General features: G+C 65.8%; 24 protein-coding genes. 22 read left to right on the top strand and 2 right to left on the bottom strand.

Annotation, left to right across the window (positions count from 1 at the left end; all coding sequences use genetic code 11):
• The first annotated feature begins 4 nt into the window (after positions 1-4).
• The 16 genes from KNN16_RS07565 (at position 5) to KNN16_RS07490 (ending at position 15,274) form a co-directional block, all read left to right on the top strand.
• The gene (locus KNN16_RS07565) at positions 5-760 is read left to right on the top strand and encodes a 3-hydroxybutyrate dehydrogenase (RefSeq protein WP_303900567.1); all 756 of its coding nucleotides are present in this window, start codon (positions 5-7) and stop codon (positions 758-760) included.
• A gap of 42 nt (positions 761-802) precedes the next feature.
• Positions 803-1,855 (top strand): alpha/beta fold hydrolase, encoded by a 1,053-nt coding sequence (locus KNN16_RS07560; protein WP_303900565.1) that lies wholly within the window; start codon positions 803-805, stop codon positions 1,853-1,855.
• A gap of 7 nt (positions 1,856-1,862) precedes the next feature.
• Positions 1,863-3,392: a long-chain-fatty-acid--CoA ligase gene (locus KNN16_RS07555; protein ID WP_303900563.1), complete on the top strand. Its 1,530-nt coding sequence runs from the start codon at positions 1,863-1,865 to the stop codon at positions 3,390-3,392.
• Positions 3,389-4,411 carry a 3-oxoacyl-ACP synthase gene (locus KNN16_RS07550; RefSeq protein ID WP_303900561.1) on the top strand — a complete coding sequence of 341 codons (1,023 nt, stop codon included), beginning with the start codon at positions 3,389-3,391 and terminating at the stop codon, positions 4,409-4,411. Before KNN16_RS07555 ends, KNN16_RS07550 begins: the two co-directional genes overlap by 4 nt.
• Complete coding sequence (locus KNN16_RS07545) at positions 4,404-4,841, top strand: MaoC family dehydratase (protein WP_303900559.1); 438 nt, start codon at positions 4,404-4,406, stop codon at positions 4,839-4,841. Before KNN16_RS07550 ends, KNN16_RS07545 begins: the two co-directional genes overlap by 8 nt.
• A gap of 17 nt (positions 4,842-4,858) precedes the next feature.
• On the top strand, positions 4,859-6,169 hold the full coding sequence (locus KNN16_RS07540) for a substrate-binding domain-containing protein (RefSeq protein ID WP_303900557.1): 1,311 nt from the start codon (positions 4,859-4,861) through the stop codon (positions 6,167-6,169).
• A gap of 132 nt (positions 6,170-6,301) precedes the next feature.
• On the top strand, positions 6,302-7,078 hold the full coding sequence (locus tag KNN16_RS07535) for an ABC transporter ATP-binding protein (RefSeq protein WP_303900554.1): 777 nt from the start codon (positions 6,302-6,304) through the stop codon (positions 7,076-7,078).
• Positions 7,057-7,764 carry an ABC transporter ATP-binding protein gene (locus KNN16_RS07530; RefSeq protein ID WP_303900551.1) on the top strand — a complete coding sequence of 236 codons (708 nt, stop codon included), beginning with the start codon at positions 7,057-7,059 and terminating at the stop codon, positions 7,762-7,764. Before KNN16_RS07535 ends, KNN16_RS07530 begins: the two co-directional genes overlap by 22 nt.
• Positions 7,761-9,209 carry a branched-chain amino acid ABC transporter permease gene (locus KNN16_RS07525; RefSeq protein WP_303900550.1) on the top strand — a complete coding sequence of 483 codons (1,449 nt, stop codon included), beginning with the start codon at positions 7,761-7,763 and terminating at the stop codon, positions 9,207-9,209. The genes KNN16_RS07530 and KNN16_RS07525 overlap by 4 nt, the downstream gene beginning before the upstream one ends.
• Before the next feature lie 61 nt (positions 9,210-9,270).
• Positions 9,271-10,344: a branched-chain amino acid ABC transporter permease gene (locus tag KNN16_RS07520; protein WP_303900548.1), complete on the top strand. Its 1,074-nt coding sequence runs from the start codon at positions 9,271-9,273 to the stop codon at positions 10,342-10,344.
• Between the two features lie 197 nt (positions 10,345-10,541).
• Positions 10,542-11,534 carry a sugar-binding transcriptional regulator gene (locus tag KNN16_RS07515; RefSeq protein WP_303900545.1) on the top strand — a complete coding sequence of 331 codons (993 nt, stop codon included), beginning with the start codon at positions 10,542-10,544 and terminating at the stop codon, positions 11,532-11,534.
• Positions 11,531-12,202: a bifunctional 4-hydroxy-2-oxoglutarate aldolase/2-dehydro-3-deoxy-phosphogluconate aldolase gene (eda, locus tag KNN16_RS07510; protein WP_303900543.1), complete on the top strand. Its 672-nt coding sequence runs from the start codon at positions 11,531-11,533 to the stop codon at positions 12,200-12,202. Before KNN16_RS07515 ends, eda begins: the two co-directional genes overlap by 4 nt.
• 22 nt (positions 12,203-12,224) lie before the next feature.
• The gene (locus KNN16_RS07505) at positions 12,225-13,139 is read left to right on the top strand and encodes a phosphotriesterase (RefSeq protein ID WP_303900540.1); all 915 of its coding nucleotides are present in this window, start codon (positions 12,225-12,227) and stop codon (positions 13,137-13,139) included.
• 55 nt (positions 13,140-13,194) lie between these two features.
• Positions 13,195-13,497 (top strand): PTS sugar transporter subunit IIB, encoded by a 303-nt coding sequence (locus KNN16_RS07500; RefSeq protein ID WP_299285269.1) that lies wholly within the window; start codon positions 13,195-13,197, stop codon positions 13,495-13,497.
• 4 nt (positions 13,498-13,501) lie between these two features.
• Positions 13,502-13,960: a PTS sugar transporter subunit IIA gene (locus KNN16_RS07495; protein WP_299285266.1), complete on the top strand. Its 459-nt coding sequence runs from the start codon at positions 13,502-13,504 to the stop codon at positions 13,958-13,960.
• A gap of 9 nt (positions 13,961-13,969) precedes the next feature.
• Positions 13,970-15,274, top strand: a complete 1,305-nt coding sequence (locus KNN16_RS07490; RefSeq protein WP_303900537.1) for a PTS transporter subunit IIC — start codon at positions 13,970-13,972, stop codon at positions 15,272-15,274.
• Positions 15,275-15,363: 89 nt separating this feature from the next.
• On the opposite strand, the gene KNN16_RS07485 is transcribed toward KNN16_RS07490, so the two are convergent.
• Positions 15,364-16,101, bottom strand: coding sequence for a creatininase family protein (locus KNN16_RS07485; protein WP_303900535.1), 738 nt, complete (start codon positions 16,099-16,101; stop codon positions 15,364-15,366).
• 268 nt (positions 16,102-16,369) lie between these two features.
• Between KNN16_RS07485 and KNN16_RS07480 the strand changes: the two genes are divergently transcribed.
• Positions 16,370-16,780 (top strand): dimethylsulfonioproprionate lyase family protein, encoded by a 411-nt coding sequence (locus tag KNN16_RS07480; protein WP_303900533.1) that lies wholly within the window; start codon positions 16,370-16,372, stop codon positions 16,778-16,780.
• Between the two features lie 139 nt (positions 16,781-16,919).
• Positions 16,920-18,503, top strand: a complete 1,584-nt coding sequence (locus KNN16_RS07475; RefSeq protein ID WP_303900531.1) for a carbon-nitrogen hydrolase family protein — start codon at positions 16,920-16,922, stop codon at positions 18,501-18,503.
• Positions 18,504-18,533: 30 nt separating this feature from the next.
• Here the strand turns inward: KNN16_RS07475 and KNN16_RS07470 are convergent, their stop codons facing one another.
• Positions 18,534-19,853, bottom strand: coding sequence for an amylo-alpha-1,6-glucosidase (locus KNN16_RS07470; RefSeq protein WP_303900528.1), 1,320 nt, complete (start codon positions 19,851-19,853; stop codon positions 18,534-18,536).
• A 129-nt stretch (positions 19,854-19,982) separates the two neighbouring features.
• Between KNN16_RS07470 and KNN16_RS07465 the strand changes: the two genes are divergently transcribed.
• From KNN16_RS07465 to KNN16_RS07450, 4 genes are all read left to right on the top strand, one after another.
• The gene (locus KNN16_RS07465; RefSeq protein ID WP_303900525.1) at positions 19,983-21,488 is read left to right on the top strand and encodes an extracellular solute-binding protein; all 1,506 of its coding nucleotides are present in this window, start codon (positions 19,983-19,985) and stop codon (positions 21,486-21,488) included.
• 18 nt (positions 21,489-21,506) lie between these two features.
• Positions 21,507-22,874, top strand: coding sequence for an ABC transporter substrate-binding protein (locus KNN16_RS07460; RefSeq protein WP_303900523.1), 1,368 nt, complete (start codon positions 21,507-21,509; stop codon positions 22,872-22,874).
• 63 nt (positions 22,875-22,937) lie between these two features.
• On the top strand, positions 22,938-23,804 hold the full coding sequence (locus KNN16_RS07455) for a carbohydrate ABC transporter permease (protein ID WP_303900521.1): 867 nt from the start codon (positions 22,938-22,940) through the stop codon (positions 23,802-23,804).
• On the top strand, positions 23,801-24,616 hold the full coding sequence (locus KNN16_RS07450; protein WP_303900519.1) for a carbohydrate ABC transporter permease: 816 nt from the start codon (positions 23,801-23,803) through the stop codon (positions 24,614-24,616). The genes KNN16_RS07455 and KNN16_RS07450 overlap by 4 nt, the downstream gene beginning before the upstream one ends.
• The last annotated feature ends 15 nt before the right edge of the window (positions 24,617-24,631 follow it).

Genomic DNA, 24,631 nt, shown 5'->3' with positions numbered 1-24,631 from the left:
GCCGATGGGGCGGGTGGCCGTGGTGACCGGGGCGGCGAGCGGGATCGGGCGGGCCATCGCCGAGCGGCTGGCCCGGGGTGGGGATCAGGTGGTGGTCGCCGACATCCAGGCGGAGCGCGGGCAGGCGGTGGCCCGCTCCATCGGGGGTCTTTTCCTCTGCCTCGACTTGCGCCGCCGCGAGGATTGCCGCCGCCTCATCGCGGAGACTCTGGAGCGCTTCGGAGCCCTGCACATCCTGATCAACAACGCGGGCTTCCAGCACATCGACCCCATCGAGGCGTTCCCAGAGGAGATTTGGGAGGCCATGCTGGCCGTGATGCTGACCGCCCCCTTCCTGCTCATCAAATATGCCTGGCCGGCTATGAAAGCTCAGCGCTGGGGGCGGATCGTGAACATCGCCTCGATCCACGGCCTGGTGGCCTCGCCCTTCAAGAGCGCCTATGTGGCCGCCAAACACGGCCTGATCGGCCTCACCCGTGTGGCGGCCCTGGAGGGAGGACCTTACGGCATCACGGCGAACGCGATCTGCCCCGCCTACGTGCGCACCCCCTTGGTGGAGAACCAGATTCAGGATCAGGCACGGATGCGAGGGCTTCCCCCCGAAGAGGTGGTGGAGAAGATCATGCTGGAGCCGGCGGCCATCCGTCGCCTGATCGAGCCTGAGGAGGTGGCCGCCCTGGTCGCCTATCTGTGCTCCGAGGAGGCCTCGGCGGTCACCGGGGCCGCCTGGACCATCGACCTGGGCTGGACAGCTCGTTGAAGGGAGAGAGGGGGAGTTTTATTCCGACTCAGGGAGGGAGCGATGCGAATGCCCCATCTGGAAGGGATCCGTTGTGAGCAGATCCATACCCCGCGCTTGACCTTCCACGTTCTCTTCGCTGGTCCGCCGGATGGCGAGCCGGTGGTCTTCCTCCACGGCAATGTCTCCTCCGCGACCTTCTGGGAGGAAACGATGCTCGCCCTGCCGCCCGACTTCCAGGCCATCGCCCCCGACCTGCGGGGCTATGGGGAATCGGAGCGGCGGCCGGTGGACGCCACGCGCGGGCTTCGGGATTTCAGCGACGACGTGCATGCGCTGGTAGAGACCATGGGCCTGGCGCGTTTCCATCTGGTCGGCCACTCAATGGGTGGGGGAATCGCCATGCAATACGCCATCGATCACGCCGAGCGGATCTTCTCCCTCACGCTGGTTGACCCGCTCTCGCCCTATGGGTTCGGCGGCACGAAGGATCCGGAGGGCACGCCGTGCTGGCCGGACTATGCGGGCTCGGGGGGTGGGACGGCGAACCCGGAGTTCGTGCGCCGGCTGGCGGCAGGGGATCGAAGCGATGAGAGCGATTTCTCCCCACGTCGCGTGCTCCGCGCCTTCTATGGGAAAGCGCCCTTCCTTCATCCCCGGGAGGACATCCTGGTGGAATCGATGGTGCGCACCGCTGTGGGCGAGGAGAACTATCCCGGCGATTTCCAGATCTCCGCTAACTGGCCGGGAATCGCTCCCGGAACCCGCGGGGTGAACAACGCCATGAGCCCGAAGTATTGCAACCTGAGCGCCCTGGCGGCGATCGACCCCAAGCCGCCTATCCTCTGGATCCGGGGGGCGGAGGATGTCATCGTCTCGGATCATTCCCTGTTTGATTTCGGCTACCTTGGATCCATCGGCCTCGTCCCCGGCTGGCCCGGAGAGGCAATCTATCCCCCTCAGCCGATGGTCGCCCAGACCCGCCGGGTGCTGGAGCGGTATGAGGCGGCCGGAGGCCGATATCAGGAGGAAGAGATCCCCGAGGCTGGCCACACCCCTTATCTGGAGCGCCCGGAGGTCTTCCAGGAGATCCTCCACGCTTGGTTGAGGAGGTGAAGCCATTATGTATGGCGTTGGCTACTGGATTTATAAGCATGCCCATCTTCATCCCAATCGGGAGGCATTGGTTACGCCAACCAGCCGTTATACCTATGGAGCGCTGAATCGTGAGGCGAATCGCGCAGCGCATGCGTTGCAAGCCATGGGTCTGCGGGAAGGGGATCGAATAGGAATACTCTCCATGAACGATCCCCGTTTCCTGTTCTTGCTTTTCGGTGCCGCCAAGATCGGGCTGATCGTGGTTCCGCTGAACTACCGTTTGGCTGTCCCAGAGCTTCTCTATCAGATCCAGGATGCAGGAGTGCGCATTCTGTTTGTGGGGCTCGAACAGGCTTCAATGATTGAGCCGCTTCGTGCTCAGGGCTCTCTGGAAGAAGTTGTCGTGCTTGCTGAAGAGCCGGTAGAAGGAGCTCTGCCTTATGTTTCCTGGGTCGCAGGCCACCCAGAGCATGAGCCTGGGAATCCTCTCTCCTGGGATCTTCCCCTTCTGATCGTCTACACCTCCGGAACCACGGGGCGTCCCAAAGGGGCGGTGTTGACACATGCTAACCAATTCTGGAACGCGATGAACGATATCATCGCCCTCCGTATCACAGCGGAGGACACAACCCTCACCCTTCTCCCTTTAGTTCATGTTGGAGGTATCGGCCTCTTCACTTTACCCACCTTGCTGGTGGGCGGACGTGTGGTGATGCCTCGGCGTTTTGATCCTGATGAGGCCCTTCGGTTGATCGAGCAGGAAAGGGTGACCATCGTGATGGGCGTGCCCACAATCTTTCAGATGCTACTCAGTTCGCCCCTCTTCGATCGAACGGATTTGTCCAGTGTGCGTGCTTTCTACAACGGCGGTGATCGCTGTCCGCTAGAGGTTGTGGAGGCCTTTCGAAAGCGGGGTTTGCCTTTCGGGGGTGGCTATGGGCTGACCGAGACGTCACCGACAGCGTTCATGCTGGAGCCGGAGGAATTCGAACATGGAACCCGGTCCCTGGGCTTCATCGGCAAGCCAGCCTTCTTCACCGAAGCTCGCATCGTAACCCCTGAAGGTCATGAAGCGAAGCCGGGCGAAGTCGGGGAGCTCTGGTTGCGTGGTCCCAACATCTTTTCTGGATACTGGAACCTCCCGGAAGCGACCATGGATGCTCTCCGGGATGGCTGGTTTCGGACAGGAGATCTGGCTTACCGTGATGAGAAGGGATTTACCTACATTGTTGGGCGTCTGAAAGAGATGTTTAAGAGCGGGGGTCTCAATGTATATCCAGCGGAGGTAGAAGCAGTGCTGGCGCAGCATCCTGCTGTTCAAGAGGTATGCGTCATTGGGGTGCCGGATCCGAAATGGGGAGAGGTGGGGCGGGCTGTGGTGGTTTTGCGTCCGGGTTGGAAAGTGGAGCCGGAGGAGTTGTTGGCCTGGTGTGAGGGGCGCCTGGCTCGTTATAAGATCCCCAGGTCCGTGGTTTTCGTTGAGGCTCTTCCTCGGAATGCACTGGGGAAAATCGTGCGTTCCGAAGTGAAGGCTCTTTATGGGGAGGCGTCATGACCGTGATCGGCATCGCCGGGCTGGGCGTTTATCTTCCGGAACGGGTGATGACCGCGAGGGAACTGGCTGCGGCCTCTGGCATACCCGAGGAGGTCATCCGCGCCAAGTTCGGTTTGAACCAGAAGCATATCGCGGATGTGTCGGGAAAGGGGGAGACGGTCTCCATGATGGCCGCCGAGGCCGGCCGACGCGCCCTCCAGGACGCCGGGATTTCACCGGAGGAGGTGGATGCCCTGATCTACTTCGGGAGCATGCACAAGGATTACTACGTGTGGCTGGCCGCGCCTCGCATCCAGGCGCTGCTGGGGGCCCGCCGGGCCTATGCCTTCGAGATCTGCGGGACCTCGGCCGGGCTCCCTTTCGCCATGAAGGCGGCTCGAAGCATGATGCTGGCCGATCCCTCCCTGCGCCACGTCCTGCTGGTAGCGGCCTCTAACGAGTCCATGCTCCTGGATTACACCAATCACCGCGCCCGCTTTATGTTCAACTTCGGCGACGGGGCGGCGGCCTGTTTGCTCCGGCGGGATCACCCCTTCAACGTGGTGCTGGAATCCGCATTGCGCACCGACGGCCGTTTCGCCGAGTTCGTGCGGGTCCCGGCGGGCGGCTCCGTGCTCCCGCCCAGCCATGAGACCGTGGAGCGGCGCCTGCATTATTTCGATGTCACGGATCCGGTCCAGATGAAGGCCATGCTGGATCCCATCACCCTCGATCATTTCGTAGGAGTGGTACGGGAGGCCATCGCTCGGAGCGGATGTCACGGCCCCGATTTCCTGATCCCGCTGCACACCAAGCGCTCCCTCTTCGAGGCCCTGCTCTCTACTCTGGGTTTAGCGGAATCCCAGGCGATCTACCTTTCGGATTACGGGCATCTTTCCGCAGCGGATCCCCTGCTCGGTCTTTACCTGGCGCGAGAGGCGGGCCGCCTGCGGAACGGCGATGTGGTGGTGCTGCTGAGCGCCGGCACGGGATACTCTTGGGGTGCCACCGTGCTCCGGTGGGGAGGTCCTCATGGTTGAGCTGCGGGTTGGTGCCACCGCCTCGCGGACGAAGACGGTCACTCGCGCGGATGTAGAGGCCTTCGCTGCGCTGACCGGGGACGATAATCCGTTGCATCTGGATGAGGAGTTCGCCCGAAACACCCGCTTCGGCCGGCCCATCGCCCACGGGATGCTGGTGGCGGGGCTGATCTCCGCCGTCCTGGGGCGGATATTGCCGGGTCCGGGGACGATCTACCTCCGCCAGACTTTGGAGTTCCTCCGGCCGGTCTACCTCGGTGACACGGTCACCGCGGTGGTGGAGGTGGTCCGAATCCGAGAGGACAAGCCGGTGATCACCCTGGCGACACGCTGCCTCAACCAGCACGGCGAGGAGGTGCTGCGCGGGGAAGCGGTCGTTCTGGCTCCGGGAGGCGATCCTCGGCGTCCTGCCGATGATCAGCGAACCTGAACAGAAGGAGGTGGGAGATGAAGTGTTACCGTCTGGTAGGATGGATGGTTCTTCTGTTGCTGGCTGGGGCCTGCGCAGCGCCGGCGGTGCCCTCGCCGACGCCCACCGCGGCGCCTGCCCCGGCCACGCCCACGGTGGCCCCCACTCCATCCCCAACACCGGGCAAGCCGTTGAAGATCGGCCTGCTCACCGACCGCTCCGGCTCTCTGGCGCTCTATGGACCCATGCTGGAGAACGGCTTCATGCTGGGCCTGGAATACGCCACCGGCGGGACGATGGCGGTGGCGGGCCGCCCCATCCAGGTGATCATCCGCGACAATGCCAGCGACCCGGAGAAAGGGGTGGCCCAAGCCCGCGAGCTCATCGAGGCCGAGGGCGTGGAGATCTTAGTGGGAGCCCCCAGCTCCGGCGTCACCCTGGCCGTCCAGAAGGTGGCCGAGGAGCACAAAGTCATCCTGATCGCGGAGCCGGCGGCCAGCCCGGACATCACCGGCAAGAACTTCAATCCCTATACTTTCCGGACCAGCCGGACCAGCGTGCAGGATGCCCTGACGATGGGCAAGGCCCTGATCGAGATGGGCAAGACCTTTGTGCAGATCGCCCCGGATTACGCTTTCGGCCACGGCTCTGCCCGTGCTTTTTACAATGTGGTGAAAAGCCTGGGCGGCCGCTTCACCATCAATGACACCCCTGAGGGCGCAGGGACGATCTTCATCCCTCTGGAGACCACGGATTTCACCCCTTACCTCCAGCGGGTGCTGGATGCCAACGCGGAGGTCCTCATCGTGACCTGGGCCGGCGCAGGGTTTGTGCCGCTCTTTCAGCAGATGCAGGACCTGGGGATCTTCCAGAAGATGACGGTGGCCACCGGGATGGGGGACAACCAGAGCATCGCCTCTGGCTATATCTCCGCGGTGGGAGCGGTCGGCGTGAGTGTCTATCACTACACGTTGCCTAAGAACCCGGTCAACGACTGGCTGGTGAAACGTCACCAGGAGAAGTTCGGGACGCCGCCCGATCTCTTCACCGCGGGCGGCATGGCCGCGGCGATCATGGTCGTCGAGGGACTGAAGAAAACCAACGGCGATGCCCGGGCGGAGGCCCTGATCCCCGTCTTTGAGGGCATGACCTTCCAGGGCCCAAAGGGCACTTACATCATCCGTCCCTACGACCATGTCGCTCTGCAGCCGATGTATCTGGTCCGCCTGAAGGATCCCAAGGATCCCCAGTTCCGGTTCTTCGAGCTGATCAAGGAGTTCTCGCCGGAGGAGACAGCGCCGCCGTGCATGCTGGAGGGTCCCTATCAGGAGCGCTGTCCCAAACCGTAGGCGGTGAGGGGCGGGCAGCTGAGGGGCACGGGGCGCTGCCCGCCCTCACCGGGGCGAACCCTTCTCGAGGATAAAGGCGAAGGGAGGATCCGGCAAGCGGAGGCGGCCGGCCAAGGTCCAGGGAGGGGAGGGATGCCAGGGGAGATTCTTCTGGAGACCCGGGAATTGACAAAGGATTTCGGAGGGTTGCGGGCGGTGGATCGGGTGAATCTGCGGGTAGAGGCGGGCGCCATCCATGCCCTCATCGGGCCGAACGGAGCCGGCAAGTCCACGCTCTTCAACCTGATCGGAGGTGCATTGCGTCCCAGCGCCGGCCGTATCTTCTACCGGGGCCAGGACATCACGGATCTCCCTCCTTACCGTCGGGCGCATCTGGGGATCGGCCGCGCCTATCAGCTTATTCATGTCTTCCCTAACCTGAGCGTCCTGGAGAACGTGCGATTGGCCGCCCAGGCCCTGGGGCCCGATAACTTCCGCTTCTGGGTCCCGGCCGGCCGGCTCCATCGGTATCTGGATCGGGCCTGGGCGGTGCTGCACGAGATCGGCATGGCGGAGCTGGCTGATCTCCCGGCTCGTATTCTCTCCCACGGACATCGGCGATGGCTGGAGATCGCGATGCTCCTGGCTCAGGAGCCGGAGCTCATGCTGCTGGACGAGCCGGCGTCCGGGATGGCTCTCGAGCAGATCCCTCGCTTGATCCGCCTCATCGAGGAGATCCATCAGCGGCGAGGGCGGACCATCCTCCTGATCGAGCACAAGATCGACCTGGTGATGCGCTTGGCCCATCGGGTAACCGTCCTCCATCACGGGCGCGTGCTGGCGGAAGGCACTCCGGAGGAGATCGCCCGCGATGAGGAAGTCCAACGCGCATACTTGGGGGAACGGACATGGATGCCGTCCTCGAATTGAAGGAGGTTCATACGTTCGTTGGGTCCTTTCACATCCTGAAGGGGGTTTCTTTCGCGGTGAAGGCAGGAAGCCTGACTGTCCTGCTGGGCCGAAACGGGGTGGGAAAGACCACCACCCTGCGCACCATCATGGGCCTCTGGCCGGCCACCCAGGGAAGCATATGGTTCCTGGGGGAGGAACTCCGGGGGCGTCCCACCGATGAGATCGCGCGGCGGGGCATCGGCTACGTGCCGGAGCATCGGGCGATCTTTCGGGGCCTTACGGTGGAAGAAAACCTGAAGCTGGCAGAGCGACGCCGAGGGGATCTGGCCCGAAGGGCGGATTGGATCTTCCATCTTTTCCCGGATCTGAAGGCAGCGCTGAAAAAGCCCGCCGGCCTTTTATCCGGTGGCCAGCAGCAGATGCTGGCCATCGCCCGCGCTCTGGTCCCAGAGAACCGCCTTCTCCTCATCGATGAACCCAGCGAGGGCTTAGCCCCGATGCTGGTGGAGCAGGTTATGGGTGCCATCCACCAGCTGCGCGGGGAGGTGTCGATCCTCCTGGTGGAGCAGAACTTTCACGCCGTCCAGCATGTGGCGGACCATTACCTCCTGATGGAGGACGGGCGGGTGGTGCGAAGCGGACCGATGGCGGAGTTGCGGGAAAACCGAGGATGGCTCGAGCGCTATTTGGGAGTAACCCTATGAAGGGAACATGGGTGATCGCTCTGGTCCTCCTGGCTCTCGTGGGGCTCCCTGCCCTCTTCCTCCCTTCTCCGGTCTGGGCCTCTGTGGTGCTCTCCGGCCTCACCCTGGCCTCCTTGTTCTTCTTGGTCGCCTCCGGCCTCTCTCTGATCTTCGGGATGATGGATGTGATCAATTTTGCGCACGGCACGCTGTTTATGCTGGGAGCTTACATTGGCTGGACTGCTTACCAGAACCCGCGCCTGTTGCTCAATGTGATCCCGTTATGGCTGGCCCTGGGGGCTGGGATCGTGATAGGGCAGGCTACAGGGGGCCGACTGCCGGTGTCCCGATCCCTCTACGGGTTGGGGATGGTTGGGCTGGGAGCCCTCGCTTTCTGGAACTACAACCTCGGGAAGCTGGTCGCCTTCGGGAGCACGGTGCCCGGCGGCTCGATCCCCACCCCGCTTGCCCAGGAGCCGTTGGGGATCGTCTTCGCCCGCATGGTGGCCATGGGGCTGGCAGGTCTGTGCGGCGGGTGGCTGTTGGGGCGTCGCGCCACGTCTTTGCGTCGCGCGGGGGCCCTTTCCGCCGGCCTGTTGGGGCTGGGCATCCTGATGCTGATCGGCCGGGAGCCCTTGGAGCGCTGGATCCTGGGAAGTCCGGCGGATCTCCGTTTCCTCATAGCGCTTTTCGCCGGGACCCTGGCTGGCGGCGCCCTGGGCGCTGGAATAGAGGCTACGCTGATTCGTCCTCTTTACGCCCGCCCCATCTATCAGGTCCTCCTGACCCTGGGCTTGTCCTACGTGGGGACGGAATTGGTGCGGGTGGTCTGGGGACCCGCGAACTATGCCCCGCTGCCGCGTCCCTCTCTCTTCGCCGCGCCGTGCCTGGCCTCATCCATCGGGGAGTGGCTGAGTCAAGGATGTGCCTCCTTGGACGTGCTGGGGCGTCCTTTCCCTACCTATCGGCTGCTAATCATTGGCGTGGGGATCGCGATGTGGGCCGGGATCGGCCTGTGGTTGCGATGGACCCGCGTCGGCATGGCGGTGCGGGCCGCCGTGGAGGATCGGGAGATGGTGGAAGCCCTGGGGATCCCGGTGCGGCGGCTGTTCACCGGGATGTTCGCCATGGGCTCCGCCCTGGCGGCGTTGGGCGGCGTGGTGGCCACCCCGTTCCTGGGCCTGAGCCCGGCGATGGGGCTGGAGTTCCTGCTCCAGGCCTTCATCGCGGTGATCATCGGCGGCATGGGGCACTACGGGGGTGCCGCGGCGGGAGCGATGCTGGTGGGTCTGGCCCGGGCTTTCGGGGACTACCTGGTCACAGTGGGGATCGCGCTCCCGGGCATGGCGGAGGCCCTCCGCTTCTCCCCGGCCGTTGCCCGGGCCTCCACCGTGCTGATCATGGCAGTGGTTCTCTTGATCCGACCGGGCGGCCTGTTCGGTCAGAAAACCAGCTCACCAACCTGATAATGAGCGGCCGGGTCATCCTTGGAATGCTGGGGTGAGGAAATCCCAGGAGGCAGCGCGGATGGAGCGAATCGGAGGACGGTGGGTGAGCCTTTCGCCGCTTCAAGTGCTCCGGCGATGGATCCAACCGCACAGGGGCTGGCTGATCGGCCTGGGCATCCTGGTCGCGTTGCCCTTCCTACTCAGCGGGGTCTTCCGCGAGCCCGTGGAAGCCGGATGGCCCCGCTTCCTCCAGGGCCTGTTGATCCGCGTCTACGTGATGGCAGTCTACGCGCTCAGCTACGATCTCCTGATCGGTTACACGGGCGTTCTGTCTTTCGGCCACGCGTTGTTCTTCGGCGGCGGGGCTTATGCCACAGGCATCCTGCTCAAGCATCTCCACGCCTCCCTTCCTATCGCCCTACTGACCACCGTGCTCCTCGCGGCAGTGTTCAGCGGGTTAGTGGGCGTTCTGTCCCTGCGGGTACGAGGGGTTTATCTGGCGATGGTGACCCTGGCGCTGGCTCAAGCCGCTTTCATCCTGAGCGAGGCTCCGGATTTCCGGCAATACACGGGCGCCGAGGACGGCCTTCAAGGCATCCCCGTCCCGGTCTGGCTGGATCCGGCGGTGCATCGCCTGCGGTTCTACTATCTGGCTCTGTTTTTCATGGTGGGAGCCTATTTCCTGGCGCGACGGCTGGTGGATTCTCCCACCGGCCGGGTTTGGGTTGCCTTGCGGGAGAACGAGGAGCGCGCGGTCGCGCTGGGCTATTCCCCCTTCGTCTTCCGGCTGCTGGCCTTCGTGTTCTCCGGGACGTTGGCCGCCCTGGCGGGATCGCTGAACGCTTTGCTGAACAAAAACGCCACCCCTTCGCTCCTGAGCGTGAACACCACGATCCAGGCGCTGCTGATGACTCTGGTGGGCGGGGTGGGGACCCTGAGCGGCCCGATGTTCGGCGCGGCGTTGCTGGAGCTCGTCGGCTATCTGTTCAACCGGGTGTTCGGCCCCATCTGGTTCTTGCTGTTCGGTCTTTTCTACGTGATCGTCGTGCTGGCTTTCCCCTACGGGCTGGCCGGCGCCTGGCGGCAGACGCGACCCCTTCATCGTCCCTCCGAGCGAAGGAACCTGCGGGCCTCATCCTCCGGTGGGGGATGAGGCCGAACGATTAAGCCTTCCTTTGACTCTCAACCTTCTCGATCCCCAATCTCGGGCCGAGGGGTTGACAGGCCCGAAAACCCCGTTTATAATCGCTTTGAACGTAGTTGCATAAAACGCACGTTTGCTCAACAGGCGGAGAGAGGCCTGGGGCTGGCGGGCGGTGAGCGGGAATCCTTCCGGCGCGTGGGATGGGGATGCCTCGGAGGACGTCTTCTCCGTTTCCGACCCGTGAGGAGCTGCTGGCCTATGTGGCCAGCCTGTATTACCAGCGCGGCTGGGATCAGGCCCGCATCGCCCGGCGGCTGGGGCTGAGCCGCTCCATGGTCTCCCGACTCCTCAGCGAGGCGCGGCGCAAGCGCATCGTCCAGATCCACATCCAGTGGCCGGTGAAAACCGTCCCCCACCTGGAAAGCCAGCTGATGGAGGCCTTCTCCCTGCAAGGCGCCCGCGTCCTGGATGCGGAGAACTCCTCCTACCGGGAGCTGCTCGGCCAGCTGGGGAAGCTGGCCGCCCTCGAGGTGCTCCCCCACCTCCGGGACGGGATGACGGTGGCCGTCACCTGGGGGGCCACCCTGTGGGAGGTGGTCCAGGCGCTTCCTTCTTCCTCGTATCCACGGCTGCGGATCGTCCAGTGCCTGGGGGCCCTGGGGGGACGTCAGCCCTGTGATACCCCGGCCATCGTCCGCAAGATGGCGGAGACCCTGGGGGCTCAGGGATATTACCTGCACGCGCCGGTGATGGTGGAGCGCGAGGAGGTGGCCCAGCGCCTGCTGGAGGAGCGGGCCATCAAGGAGGTCCTGGACCTGGCCCGGAACGCGGACCTGTTGCTGGTGGGCATCGGGACGACCCAGGCCGAGGCCTCCTCGTTGAAGCGCGCCGGATACCTTTCGGAGGAGGACCTGGCGGAGCTGCGCCGGCGGGGCGCCGTCGGCTACCTCTGCGCGCGGTATCTGGACCTGGACGGGCGCCCGGTGAGCACGCCCTTCGATCGAAGGACCATCGGCCTCACCCTGGAGGACATCCGGCGCATCCCCTGTGTGATCGCAGTGGCCGGAGGGACAGTGAAGGCCCCGGCGATCCTGGCGGCCCTGCGCAGCGGCCTGATCGACATCCTGATCACCGACAAGGGGGCCGCCACGGAAGTCCTGAACCGTCATCTCCAGAGGTCCCCGGAGGCCCACCGATGAACGGCGAGGCCGTGACGGAACGATCAGGCGGGATCCTGGAGGCCATGGCCCAGGTCCGGGTGATCCCGGTGGCGACCCTGGAAAGCGAGGCGGAGGCCCGCATCCTGGCGGACGCCTTGCAAGAGGCCGGGATCCTGATCCTGGAAGTGACCTTCCGCACTGCGGCGGCCGCCGCGGTGATCCGATATCTGCGGCGGGCCCATCCGCTCCTGCGCATCGGGGCGGGGACCATCCTCTCCCCGGAGCAGGCGGAGCAGGCGGTGGCCGCAGGGGCGGAGTTCCTGGTCTCCCCAGGCTGGGAACCTGAGCTGGGACGCTGGTGCCAGGAGCGGGGGGTCCTCCTGATCCCGGGGGTGGCGACTCCCTCAGAGGTCATGGCCGCCTGGCGGCAGGGGTGGGAGGTGCTCAAGTTCTTCCCCGCTGAGGCCCTGGGCGGGGTGCGGGCCCTGGAGGCCCTGGCGCCGGTCTTCCCCCAGATTCGCTTCATCCCCACCGGGGGGATCCAGGCGCAGAACCTTCGGGATTACTTGCGCCTGCCTAATGTGCTCGCCTGCGCCGGCACCTGGCTGGCGGATCGCCATCTGATCCGCGGAGGACGGAAGGAGGAGCTGGTCCGCCGGGCCCGGGAGGCCCGGGCCCTCGCCGGCGAGACGGCGCGCGTTCCGTGATCCCAAAGCGGAGGGGAGCCCTGTGGCGATCATTCGGACGGTGACCGGCGATATCCCCCCGGAATCCCTGGGGGTTTGCTACGCCCATGAGCACGTCTTCTGCCGGCCCCCGGTGGAGGATGCGGACCTGATCCTGGACCGCGAGGACGTCGCCATCGAGGAGCTGCGCGGGTTCCGGGAAGCGGGCGGGCAGGCGCTGGTGGAGATGTCCCCACCCGATTACGGCCGCGACGTCCAGGCCCTGTATCGCATCTCCCAGGCGGCCGGCGTGTATCTGATCGCGGCCACCGGCCACCACAAGGAGGCCTTCTCCGGCCCCTGGGTGGAAGGGCGCTCGGTCCACGAGCTGGCCGATCGGTTCGTGCGGGAGATCGTGGAGGGCATCGACGGGACGGGAATCCGGGCCGGGGTCATCAAGGCCGGCAGCAGCTTGAACTGCATCACGCCGAACGAGGAGAAGGTCTTCCGGGCCGCTGCCATCGCCCATCGCCTCACCGGAGCGCCCATCTCCACCCACACCGAGGCGGGCACGATGGGCCTGGAGCAGGTGGCCCTCCTGCGGTCCGAAGGAGTGGATCCGGCCCGGGTGATCATCGGGCACGTCGACCGCCGGATGGAATGGGAGTATCACTTGGCCCTGGCCCGGGCGGGGGTTTACCTGAGCTACGACCAGATCAGCAAGGAGAAATACGCTCCGGATCGCCTCCGGGTCGAGTTCATCCGGCGTCTGATCGCCGAGGGCTACGGGAAGCAGATCCTGCTGGGCGGGGATATGGCGCGCAAATCCTACTGGCCCAGCTATGGGACCGGAGGCGGGCCGGGGCTCACGTATATCCTGTTGCGCTTCGTCCCGTGGCTGCGCTCGGAAGGGGTGTCGGAGGAGGCGATCCGGGATCTCCTGATCCACAACCCGGCGCGGGCGCTGGCCATCGGATAAGCGGTCCAGGACGTCAGGCACCGAAACCTTCAGGGAGGGCAGGAGGAGGTGCACCGTGAGCGGGAAGCCACCGATCCGGGTCGTGGCGGCATGCGGGCTGGGGACCGGGACCGCCCTTTACCTGAAGATGACGGTGGAGGAGATCCTGAAAAAGGCGGGCGTCCCGGCGGTGGTGGAGACGGCCGATGCCACCCTGGCGCCCACCATCGCGGCCGACATCATCGTCACCGGCCCGGACCTGGCGGAGATGTTCCGGCAGCGGGCCCGGGCCCGGGAGATCGTGGCGGTCACCAACTACGGGAACAAGGCGGAGATCCAGGAGAAGTTGCTGGCCGCCGTGCGGCGGCTGGAGGGGTAAGCCCGTGGATTTCCTGGAAGCCCTGGACGGGCGCATCCGCATCCTGGAGCGCGTGGGCTCCTGGGAGGAGGCGGTTCGGATCAGCGGGGAGCTCCTGGCGGCTGACGGCCTGGTCACGCCTTCGTATGTGGATCATATGGTTCGGACCTGCCAGGAGCTGGGCCCTTACATCGCCATTGCCCCCGGGGTGGCCATCCCCCACGCCCGGCCGGAGGATGGGGCCAACGGCCTGGGTCTGTCCCTCGTGGTGGTCCGGGAGGGCGTCCGTTTCGGATCGCACAACGACCCTGTTCGTGTGCTCATCGCTTTTGCGACCCCCGATCGATCGGCCCATATCGATCTCCTGCGCCAGCTGGCGGAGATCCTGGCGCGGGCCGACGAGCTCGCGCAAGCGGCCGCGCGCCTGGGAACCCCCGAGCAATGGAAGGAGTTGGTGCGGTCCCTGATCCAGAATCCCCCATAGGAGGTCGCCATGGAGGCCTTGCGCGCTGTTCTGGAATTCATCCAGAAGTTCATGCAGGAGCCGTCCCTCTTCCTGGGGCTGATCGCTTTGCTGGGCTTCCTCCTGCTCCGGGAGCGGGTCGAGCGGACGATCTCCGGGACCCTCAAGACGGCCATCGGGCTGCTCATCCTCCTGGCCGGAGTCAACCTGATGGTCCAGGCGCTGCTCCCGCTGGGGGAGCTGGCCGGGAAGACCCTGGGCCTGCCGCCGGTCCAGATCCAGATCGGGACCCAGAAGATCATCAGCGAGCTCGGGATCCAGATCGGCCTGGTCATGCTCTTCGCCTTCCTCATCAACGTGCTCCTCACGCGGTTCCTCGGCGGCCTGGGGTTTAAGTACATCTACCTCACCGGCCATCTCATCTTCTGGAACGCGGTGATCTTCGTCTCCGCCTTCCGGTATATCCTGGGGCTGGAGGGGGCGGCCCTGGTGATCGTGGCCAGTCTGTTCACCGGCCTCTATCAGACCATCCAGCCCTGGTATACCCATCGGTTCGATCTCTTCGTCAACGAGGGCAGCGGGTTCGTCCTGGGCCACTCCTCCTCTCTGACCGTCCTGGCGACGGCGTGGCTGTCCCGCCTGCTGTCGGGGGGAGGGAAGCGGCAGGTGGGGGACATGGAGGCCCTTCGCTTCCCGAGGGCCCTGGAGTGGTTGCGGGAGCCCATGCTGCTGATGGCGGCCACCTTCCTGGTGGTCTACCTCATCATGGCCGCCCTGAACGTGAGCTTCGTGGTGGAGGCGGCGGGCAAGGCGGGCAAGCATCCCATCATCTGGGTCCTGCTGCAGGCGTTGAACTTCGCCGCCGGCTTCGCCATCCTGATCATGGGCGTGCGGATGATCATCGCCGAGCTGATCCCCTCCTTCAAGGGCATCGCCGAGCGCATCGTCCCCGGTGCCATCCCTGCCCTCGATTGCCCCCTCTTCTTCCCTTACGGCCAGGTCTCCATGGCCTATGGCGGCCTGATCGGGATGCTGACCATGGTCCTGGTCTCCCTCCTCTTCGCCGCGGGTCGTTATCCGTTCTTCATCTTCGCCCCCACCATGTCCGTTTGGTTCCATGGGGCCACCGCCGGCGTGTATGGGAACAAATACTGGGGGATCCCTGGGGCCATCCTGGGCGGCGTGGTGGCCGGGGTGCTGATGGGCGTGGGGCAGGCGCTGATGTGGCCGGTGCTGGGGTTCGCCATCGGCGATTTCTTCAGCTGGGCCTCGGACACGGATTACGTGCTCTGGCCCCTGCTGATCGCCCTCATCGGCCGGATCCTGGGCCGCTGAGGGTATCCGGGCCGGAGGCTTCCCTCGGGGGTATCTGGGCCTGCGCGGAAGGATGGGAGGGGCGGGCGGAAAGCCCGCCCCTCTCGTTTTCACCCGAGCCGCTGGAGGGCGAGGCGGAGAACGGGGACGATTTGGGCGACGACGGCCTCTATGAGGGCGGCCCCTTTCTCCGCCGTGGCCAGGGTGGGGTCCCCGAGGACGCCGGTGCGAGTGATCTCGGTCCAGGGGACCGGGCGGTAGGGGAAGTCGGGGGGGAGTTGGGGTTCCTCCCGGATCATCCGATCTGGACGCACGTGTTCAGGGGCGACATAGAGGACCATAGAGGTCTCGATCTCATCGGCGTGGAAGTAGCCGCCGGGCAGGGGACGGGAGGTGCAGATCCGCGCGGCGGCCTCGCCGAGCCCGGGGTAGGTGAAAACATACATCACGGGACCTTTGAGGGCGTAGAGGCGGCGGGCGGCCGACTGGAGGGCGGCTCCGTTGCCGATGTGGCCGTTGATCACGGCCAGGATCGCCGCCCCCTGCCGCTGGAGGCTGAGCCCCAGGTCGACCAGGAGACCGCTCAGGATCTCGTTGGAGACCGAGAGGGATCCCGGGAAATCCTGAAGGGACCAGACCTGGCCATAGGGGAGGAGGGGCAGCAGCACTCCTCCGAGCTGTTCGGCCACTCGCTCGGCGATGGCCTGGGCCAGCAGATTGTCCGTGCCCACCGGGAGGTGAGGTCCGTGGGCCTCGAGGGCTCCGATGGGCAGGATGGCCAGCCGACGCGCCGTCAGGATCTGACGCGCCTCTTCTCCGTTCAGATGTTCGTAGCGCACCAGGGACATCGCAGGCCTCCCCGGAAGGATCGCCTTTCAGTTTACGGGATCCGGCTGGTTGCCACGCGGCCTTGCGCTTCACCGGAAGGTCTATCGCTGGATGCTCATTTTGTGGAGCTATAAGCCGCATCGGCATCAAGGAAGCAATGAGAGCATGCGGCGCTCCCGTCTCACAGCCGGTTCGAATCGATGCTCCTCGGCTTCTTGCTCTCTGCCTGCTTGATGCAATACTACGCGTAAAGATCGTTTCTCCTTTAACTTGCCAGGAGGTAGCCGGATGGGAGGAACGCGCCGCGTGGTGATCAAGCCTTCGGAGTTCTTGAGCGGCGCTCCCATGGAGCGCATGCCTGGCGTGCGGGACTGGAAGGTGATTTACCCGGAGACGGGCTTCCCCACCAAGACGTTGATTATGGGGATCGTGGAGATCGATCTCGGCGCGCACACGCCCCTGCACCGGCATAACTGCGAGGAGGTCTACTTCGTCCTCCAGGGCAGGGGTTACATCGAATCAGAGGGGGAGCGTTACGAGTTCGAGGCCGGGGATGCCATCTACAACCGTGAGAACACTGCCCATCGCGTGTTCAACACCGGGACGGAGCCGGTGCGCCTGTGCGTGGTGGCGGGCATCATGCTGATGGGGCTGCTCCCGCAGTGGCCCACCCCAAGCCCTTATGAGATCCTGGAGTGAAGGCCTGCATCTCTCCGGGTCGCCGGAACCGATCCAACGAGCCCGGATGTGAGCGCTTGACCCAGGAGGCTGTTGAGGGGCGGATCGAAGATTCCACGCATACAGATCCCACACATACAAAGCATCGCAGGAGGTGAAAATGTCCCGCCTCGGGATCGCCTGTGTGCAGCTGGAGGCCCTCGGGCTGGAGCGGGCGGAAGAGGCCCTGGAGCGGGCGTTGCAGGGCGTGGAGGAGGCCGGACGCCACCGGCCGGACCTCATCCTGCTGCCGGAGTGCACTTATCCCGCTTACTACCTCCACTCCCTGGAGGCTTATCATCGCGCCGAGCCCCGCCCGCTGGAGGAGGTCCTCCACCTGTTCGGCGAGAAGGCCCGCCGGCACCGGGCCTATGTGGCCGTGGGCCTCGTCCGCCCCCATCCCTCCAGGCGGCTACGCAACTCCATGGCCCTCCTCGACCCCCAGGGCCAAGTCCTGGGCTTCCACGACAAGCTCTTCCTCTGGCATTTCGATCGGGAATGGTTCGACCCCGGCTCCGACCTGCCGGTGTTCGATCTGCCTTTCGGACGGGTGGGGCTGATGATCTGCGCGGATGCCCGCATGCCGGAGATCCCCCGCGCCCTGGCCATGCAGGGTGCCCGCCTGATCCTCGACGCCACCGCTCTGGTGACCTCCACCGGGGCCCCCGAGGCCCGGACCAACCCCCAGGTGACCTACCTCCTGCCCGCCCGGGCCCTGGAGAACGGCCTCTGGATCGCCTGGGCGAATAAGGTGGGGGCGGAGGCCGAGAGCATCCTCTATTGCGGACGAAGCGGCGTGGTGGGGCCGGACGGCGCCTATCGGGCGCTGGGGAGCCCGGATCGCGAGGAGATCGTGCTGGCGGAGGTCGATCTGGCGACGGCGCCCGGCCCCCGCGCGCGGCCCTCCGCGTCCGCTCCGTGGTGGAACACGCCGGGGGAGGCGCTCCCGGTGGCCCGGCGGCTCCGGGAGCCGATCCCGGCGGATTCGATGTATCTCCGGGTGGGCGTCCTCCAGCTGAAGCCCTATGAGGATCCGGAGGCGTGGCGGCGACGGGTGGAGGAGCTGGGGGAGCGCCTGACCCGCCAGGGGGCCTCCCTTCTGATCCTGCCCGGCATCCCGGAGGGATGGGAGCGCGCTCCGGCCTATCAGCAGGCGACAGCCCTCGATGCCCTCCAGGCCCTCAGCGCCCGGCTGGCCTGCGCCCTGATCGCTCCCCTGGCGGATGAGGGTCGCGTGGGGATCCATCTCATCGACCGTGGGCAGGAGATCGCCCGCCACCGCGTGGGGGAGCCACCGCGAGCGCTGGAGACGCCATGGGGCAGCCTCGGGGTGCTGGGATCGCAGGAGATCTGGGCGCCGGAGATCGCCCGCAGCCTGATGGCGCAGGGCGCGGAGCTGCTGATCTGGTTCCCCTCCGCCCGCCGGGCGACCGACGATCTCCTCGCCCGGACACGGGCGGATGAGAACCGGGTCTTCCTGGTGCGGGCGTCCCCACTGTTTGGGGAGCCCGGCCCCTCGGCCGCCGTCTTCGATCCGCTGGGGCAGCCCCTCGCCACCGGCATGCCGGAGCGCGAGCAGGGGATCCTGGCCTCCCTGTTCCGTCCCCTGACCCGCCACAAGGAAATGGCCCCCGGCTCCCATATCGTCTTTGACCGACCCTCCGTGCCCTCCCCGCATCTTGCAGGTTCCGGGGCGGGATGGTAGGGAGGCGTAGGGGTGACCAGCCGGTCGCCCCTACCTTGTTTCGGGGACCTCCAGCAGGTCCCAGGCGAGGATCAGGGCGGCGGACCAGGTGAATCCCTCGATCCCCAGCCCTTCCCCGGTGCGGGGGTCGTAGTATTCCCAGAACCCTGAGCGAGCGACGAGGGCGAAGGTGTCGGCGCGGATCTGCTCGGCCAGATCGGTGAACCCGTAGCGCCGCAGGCCGTGGGCGATCAGGGCGTTGAGGTTGATCCAGATCGGCCCTCGCCAGTAGCGTCGGGGCTCCCAACCCGGCTCCGCCTTGCTCACCGTGGGCACCCGATAGCGCGTCCCGCCGTCCGGGGCGAAGGCCTCCGGGTTCGTGAGATAGCGCGCCACCATCTCACGGGCCTGCTCCGGGGTGGCCAGGCCCGCGTAGAGGGCCAGGAACCCGCCCGCCGCGATCACCGGGATCCGAGCCTCGGCCACCGCGTCCCAGTCCAGGAAGAATTCGCGCGCCGGATCCCATAGATAGGCCTGAAAGGCGGCGCGGCCTTGCGCCAGCCACCCCTCGATCTCCCCGGTCGGCTCCCCGAGCGCCGTTGCCATGGCCAGGAGGGCTTCCTCCGAGCGATGGCGAAGGGCGTTGAACAGAACGTCATAGACCCGGAAGGGGGAGGTTCGGACGCCGCTTTCCCCGTAGCAATGCGATCGCAGGTGGAGGATGAGGGCCAGGAAGCGGTCGTAGTCGGCGGAGCGAGGCCGCTGCTCCTCGGGCACCCAGCGGGCATCGGCCCGGCGATAGGGCGGCAGATCCCCCACCGGCACCCGGGCCAGGGCCGCGTCCCACAGGGGGCTGTTGTCCATCCCGGACTCCCAGGGGTGCACGAGAAGGCTCAGGCCCATGCCCTGGGGGTCCCGAAGGATGTGGAGCCACCGGTGATAGGCGCGGAGCGCGGGGAAGGCTTCCCGGCGGAAGGCCGCCGCGCGCCCGCGATCCGGATCATGGCGGGTCAGGATCTCGACCACGAAAGCCAGGACCGGGGGCTGGGTGATGCCGGAGGTGGGGAGCTCCGCCGGCGCTTCTGCGGCCAGATCGGAGCGCCAGACATCGGCGCCCGGAAAATAGGCACTGGGCCACTCGTAGAAGACCACATGGGGGAGCATCCCGTTGCGCCACTGCCCCCGGAGGGCGGCGCGGATCTCCCGGTAAGCCCGCTCGAAATCCCCTAAGGCCGCCCAGCCCAGGGCGGCGAACCCCGCGTCCCACAGCCAGAGGTGGGGATACTGCCGGGGGGAAGGGGCGGTGAAGGCCCCGCGATCGTTGCGCCGCAAGACTTCCTCTGCCGCCGGTCGCAAGTCCTGGTGAATCATCAAGTCCTCCTGTCGATGAGCTCCAGCCGGATTGGAACGCGCGGAGGCGCGAGGACCCACTCCACCGTTTCCTTGACAACCTCAGAATTTTATATATCATTATAACAAACTTAGGCGTTAGGATGGGGAATGGGGGCGCGTCGGCGGCTGGATCCCGCCCTGGGGATCCCGCTTCACGAGCAGCTGAAGCAGCTCCTGCGGTCGGAGATCTTGGAGGGTCGGCTCCGGCCAGGGGATCGTCTGCCCACGGAAGCGGAGCTTTGCGCCCGTTATGGGATCAGCCGGGCGCCGATCCGTCAGGCCCTGGAGGATCTGGCGCGGGAGGGCCTGATCCTCCGTCAGCGGGGGCGGGGCACCTTTGTTGCCCCTCGAAACGGGGGGGCGAGCCGTCCATTGGTGTTGCGGGTGGTGATCTCCCATCCCCGCTGGCGGATCCCCCTGGATCTCGCTGTCGCCCGCTGGAATCAGCTGCATCCAGACCAGCCGATGGAGCTGGCCGTGGAGCAGGTCCCTTTTCTGCAGTTGCGTGGGGCATTGATGGAGGCAGTGGGGAACGGCGAGGCTCCCGATCTTTCTATCCTGGATTCCGCGTGGCTGGCGGAGTTCGTAGCCCTTCGCTATCTACGAGCCGTTGGGGAGATCGATCCGGCTTGGGAGACCCAGGCGCTGGCCGCGCTGATGCCGGGCCCCCGCTCCGCGTGGGTCTTCGAAGGACACCTGTATGGGATCCCCATCAGCATGGATGTCAGCGTCCTGTGGGTGCGGCGGGATCTGCTGGAGGCGGAAGGGCTGCGCCCACCGACCACCTGGGAGGATCTGCTCCGGGTAGGGGCTCATTTTCGACAACCGGAGGTCCGCCGACGTTACGGCCTGGGCCCTTATCCGCTGGCGATGGTGGCCGGCCGGACGGGTGGCGAGACCACCACCTATCAAACCCTTCCCTTCCTCTGGTCGAATGGGGGCGAGCTGGTGAGTGGGGGTTGGGTCCTGCTGGATCAGCCGGCCACTTATGAGACGCTGGCCTTCCTGCGGGCGTTGATCTGGGAACACCAGCTGATGCCCCCGGAGGTGACCGCCTTCCATCGGGAGCAGGCGGCCCTCTGGCTGGCGGAGGGACGGGTGGTGATGGCGGTGGGGGGCACCTATGAGGCGGATTTGATCCGGCAGGCGGCCGGATGGGACGAAGCGACCTTCCTGGAGCGACTGGGAGTCGTCCCTATTCCGGCGGGACCGCACGGACGTCCGGCCGGCCTGATGGGGGGCATGGCTTTTGGGATCTATCGCCAATCTCGCCATCCGGAGCAGGCTCTGGCGTTGTTGCGGCAGGCCGTGGAGGGGGAGCCCTTGCGGGTGTTCGCCCGCATGACCGGGCGCCATCCTCCCTGGATCCATGCCCTCTCCCATCTGGCTGGGGAGCGAGAAGGGTTCCTGGCGCGGACGCAGCGTTGGGTGGAGCAGGGGCGGCCGCGCCCTTCCATACCGGCTTACGCCCGGGTTTCGGAGGAATGGCAGGCACTGGTGGAGGACGTGTTGCTTGGCCGTCGTCCGCTGGAAGCGGCGGTCCCGAGGGCGGCGGAGCGGATCGCTGCCCTCACGGGTTATATGTTGCCGGAAAGCCATCCGTTCCCAGATTGAACGATCAGGAGGTGGATCATGCGCGCTCGAAGGCTCTGGGCTCTCTTCACGGTCGCCCTCACCCTGTCCCTCGCCTGTCAGCCGGTGGCACCTCCCACGCCGACTCCCACCGCTCCGCCTCCGCCGGCTATGCCCTCCCCCACGCCTTCTCCGCCCACACCCACCCCGCCGCCCAAACCGGTCCTCTTCCTCTCCACCCAGCTGCGGCCGGTGGAGGAGGCGGAGAAGATGCGCAACGTGATCCTCAAACCCTTCGGCGCCCCTGTGGAGTTCATCCCGGAGGACGAAGGTCCCTTCCACGATCGAATCCGCGCGGAGATCCAGGCGGGCAAGGTGACGGTGGATGTGGTGGGGGCGTTGCATGGCAACTTCGTCACGCTCCTCAGGGACAACGCCCTGGAGGATCTCACCCCACTGATGGAGCGCCTGAAGGATCGCCCGATGATCCCCCAGTTCGTGGAGCTGGGGAAGCTGGGCACGGATCGTCAATATTGCATCCCGTGGATGCAAGCCACTTATATCCTGGCGATCAACAAGAAGGCGCTGGACTACCTGCCCGCGGGCGCAGATGTCAACGCCCTGACCTGGGATCAGCTCCGGCAGTGGGGGGAGAACATCCATAAGGCGACAGGGGAGCGCCGTCTGGGGTTCCCCCTGGGTCCCAAGGGCCTGATCCATCGCTTCGTCCAGGGCTATCTGTATCCATCTTACACCGGCGCCTTCGTCACAACTTACAAGAGCCCGGAAGCGGTGGAGATGTGGAAGTCCTTCAAGGCTCTCTGGGAGCACGTCAACCCGCAATCCACCACCTATGATTTCATGCAGGAGCCGTTGCTGGCCGAGGAGGTGTGGATCGCCTGGGATCACACGGCCCGGCTGGTGAACGCCTTCAAGGAGCGGCCGGGTGACTTCATCGCGGCCCCCGCGCCCGCGGGCCCCAAGGGGCGGGGCTTCATGCCGGTGCTGGCCTGCCTCGGGATCGTGAAAGGCGCGCCGAACCGGGAAGGAGCGGAGGCGTTGATCGAGTTCCTCACGCGGCCGGAGACCCAGCTGACCATTCTCCGCGAGGTCGCCTTCTTCCCGGTCCTGGACGTCCCCATGCCGGCGGATATGCCCGCTCATGTCCGGATCGAAGGCGAGGCGGTCGTCAAGCAATCCGGGGCGCCGGATGCGATCCCGGCGCTGTTGCCGGTGGGCCTGGGCGGCAAGGCCGGCGAGTTCAACAAGGTCAACCGGGACACCCTGGAGCGCATTGTGTTAAAGGGTGAGGATATCGAAAAGGTGCTTCGGGAGGAGGCGGCCAAGCTGCAGGCGATCCTGAACGAGACCGGCGCCGCCTGCTGGCCGCCGGATCCGCCCAGCACCGGACCATGCCAGGTGCGGTGATCCCGGAGATCGCGGTCGGGGGGCAGGCTGAGGGTCTGCCTCCCGACCTTCGGGGAGGCGGCGGTGAGTCGGTGGCGGAAAGCCGAGATCGGATTGCCGCTGGCGCTGTTGATGCCGGCCATCCTCTTCCTGGGGCTGTTCATCGCTCTCCCCAGCGTCCAGGCTCTGTTGCTGGCCGTCCAGGCCCCGGATGGCTCCTGGTCCGGGGAGCCCTTCCGCCGCATGCTGGCGGACACCCGCTTCATGCCCGCCCTGCGCAACACGCTGGTGCTGATCGCCCTGGTGATCCCCCTGCAGCTGGTTCTGGCCTTGATCATGGCCTTAATCGCGCAATCCCGGCGCCGCGGCGCCGGATTTTTCCTTTACGTGTATGCGATCCCGCTGGCCATCTCGGAGCTGGCTGCGGGGCTGGTCTGGCTGGCCGTCTTCACCGAGCGGGGATATCTCAACGTCATTCTGCGCGCTTTGGGATTGATCCAGCGTCCCATCATCTTTCTCTCGTATGAGCATCCGATCGGCATTCTCCTGGCGGTGGTGATCGCGGAGGTGTGGAGGGCCACGGCCATCGTGATGGTCACGCTGGTGGCGGGATTGCAGATGATCCTGGGCGAATACTGGGAGGCGGCTGAGGTCTTCGGCGCGAACCTGGTTCAGAAACTGCGTTACGTGGTCCTGCCCTTGCTGCGGCCCAGCCTGCAGGCGGCCTTGATCATCCGCACCCTTTTCGCCTTCCAGACCTTCGCCGTGGTGGTGGCCCTGGGTGGGGGGATCCTCCCGGTCCTGGCTTCAGAGGCCTATGCCTGGTATGCGGGGGCCCATAACCCCCATGTGGCCGCTGCGTATTCTCTGATCATCCTGGCCCTGTCCGCCTTGGTGACCGGCTTTTATCTCTACGTCCTGCGGGTGCGCCCGGAGGAGATGGGGCGATGAAGGGGCGATCCCGGATCGCGGACCTGCTCTGGTATGGAGGAGCTTCGCTTTTGGCCCTGTGGGTGCTGGCCCCGATCTACCTGATCGGGCTGCTGGCCTTCAGCCCGCGCATGGCCGTGTATCGCTGGCCACGTCCCCTGCTTCCGCTGGAGTTCTCGGTGGAGACCATGCGGTTCTTCGTGAACGCCACGGGGACGTTGACAGCCACGCGCAACAGCGTGGTGGTTGCCCTGCTCACGATGATCCTGTCCCTGGCCCTGGGGGCGCCGGCTGGATATGCCCTGGCTCGCTTTCTCTTCCCGGGACGGGAGGCGGTGCGCATGGGGATCCTGATGACCCGGATGTTTCCGATGGCCATCCTCTCCATCCCCCTGGCGGTTACCTTCATTCGCATCGGCCTCTACGATACGCCATGGGCGGTGGCCCTGGTCCATACCGCCATGGCCCTCCCTTTCGTCATCCTGATCACCTCCAGCGTGTTCATGGCGATCCCCCGCGATCTGGAGGAGGCGGCCATGACCCTGGGCTGCAGCCCACTCTCCGCCTTTCTCCGGGTCTCCCTGCCCCTGGCTCTGCCCGGCTTGGCCGCGGCCAGCCTCTTCACTTTCGTGATCTCATGGAACGAGGTCTTCGCCGCCACCATCCTGACCCTGCGACAACGGACGTTGCCGGCCCTGGTCCTCACGGTCCTCAACGAATCGCCCCTCTACTTCCGGTTCGCCGGGGGCTTTTTCATGGTCGCCCCCGCCATGATCATCCTCCTCATCATCCGGCGTTATCTCTTTAATCTTTGGGGGGTCGTCAGCCGCTGAGCTGGCGCCCCATAT

Origin of the sequence: Thermoflexus hugenholtzii (assembly GCF_018771565.1) — a bacterium.
Classification (GTDB): domain Bacteria; phylum Chloroflexota; class Anaerolineae; order Thermoflexales; family Thermoflexaceae; genus Thermoflexus; species Thermoflexus hugenholtzii_A.
Note: the sequence above shows the minus strand (reverse complement) of the source record. Positions and strands in the feature narration are given on the sequence as shown.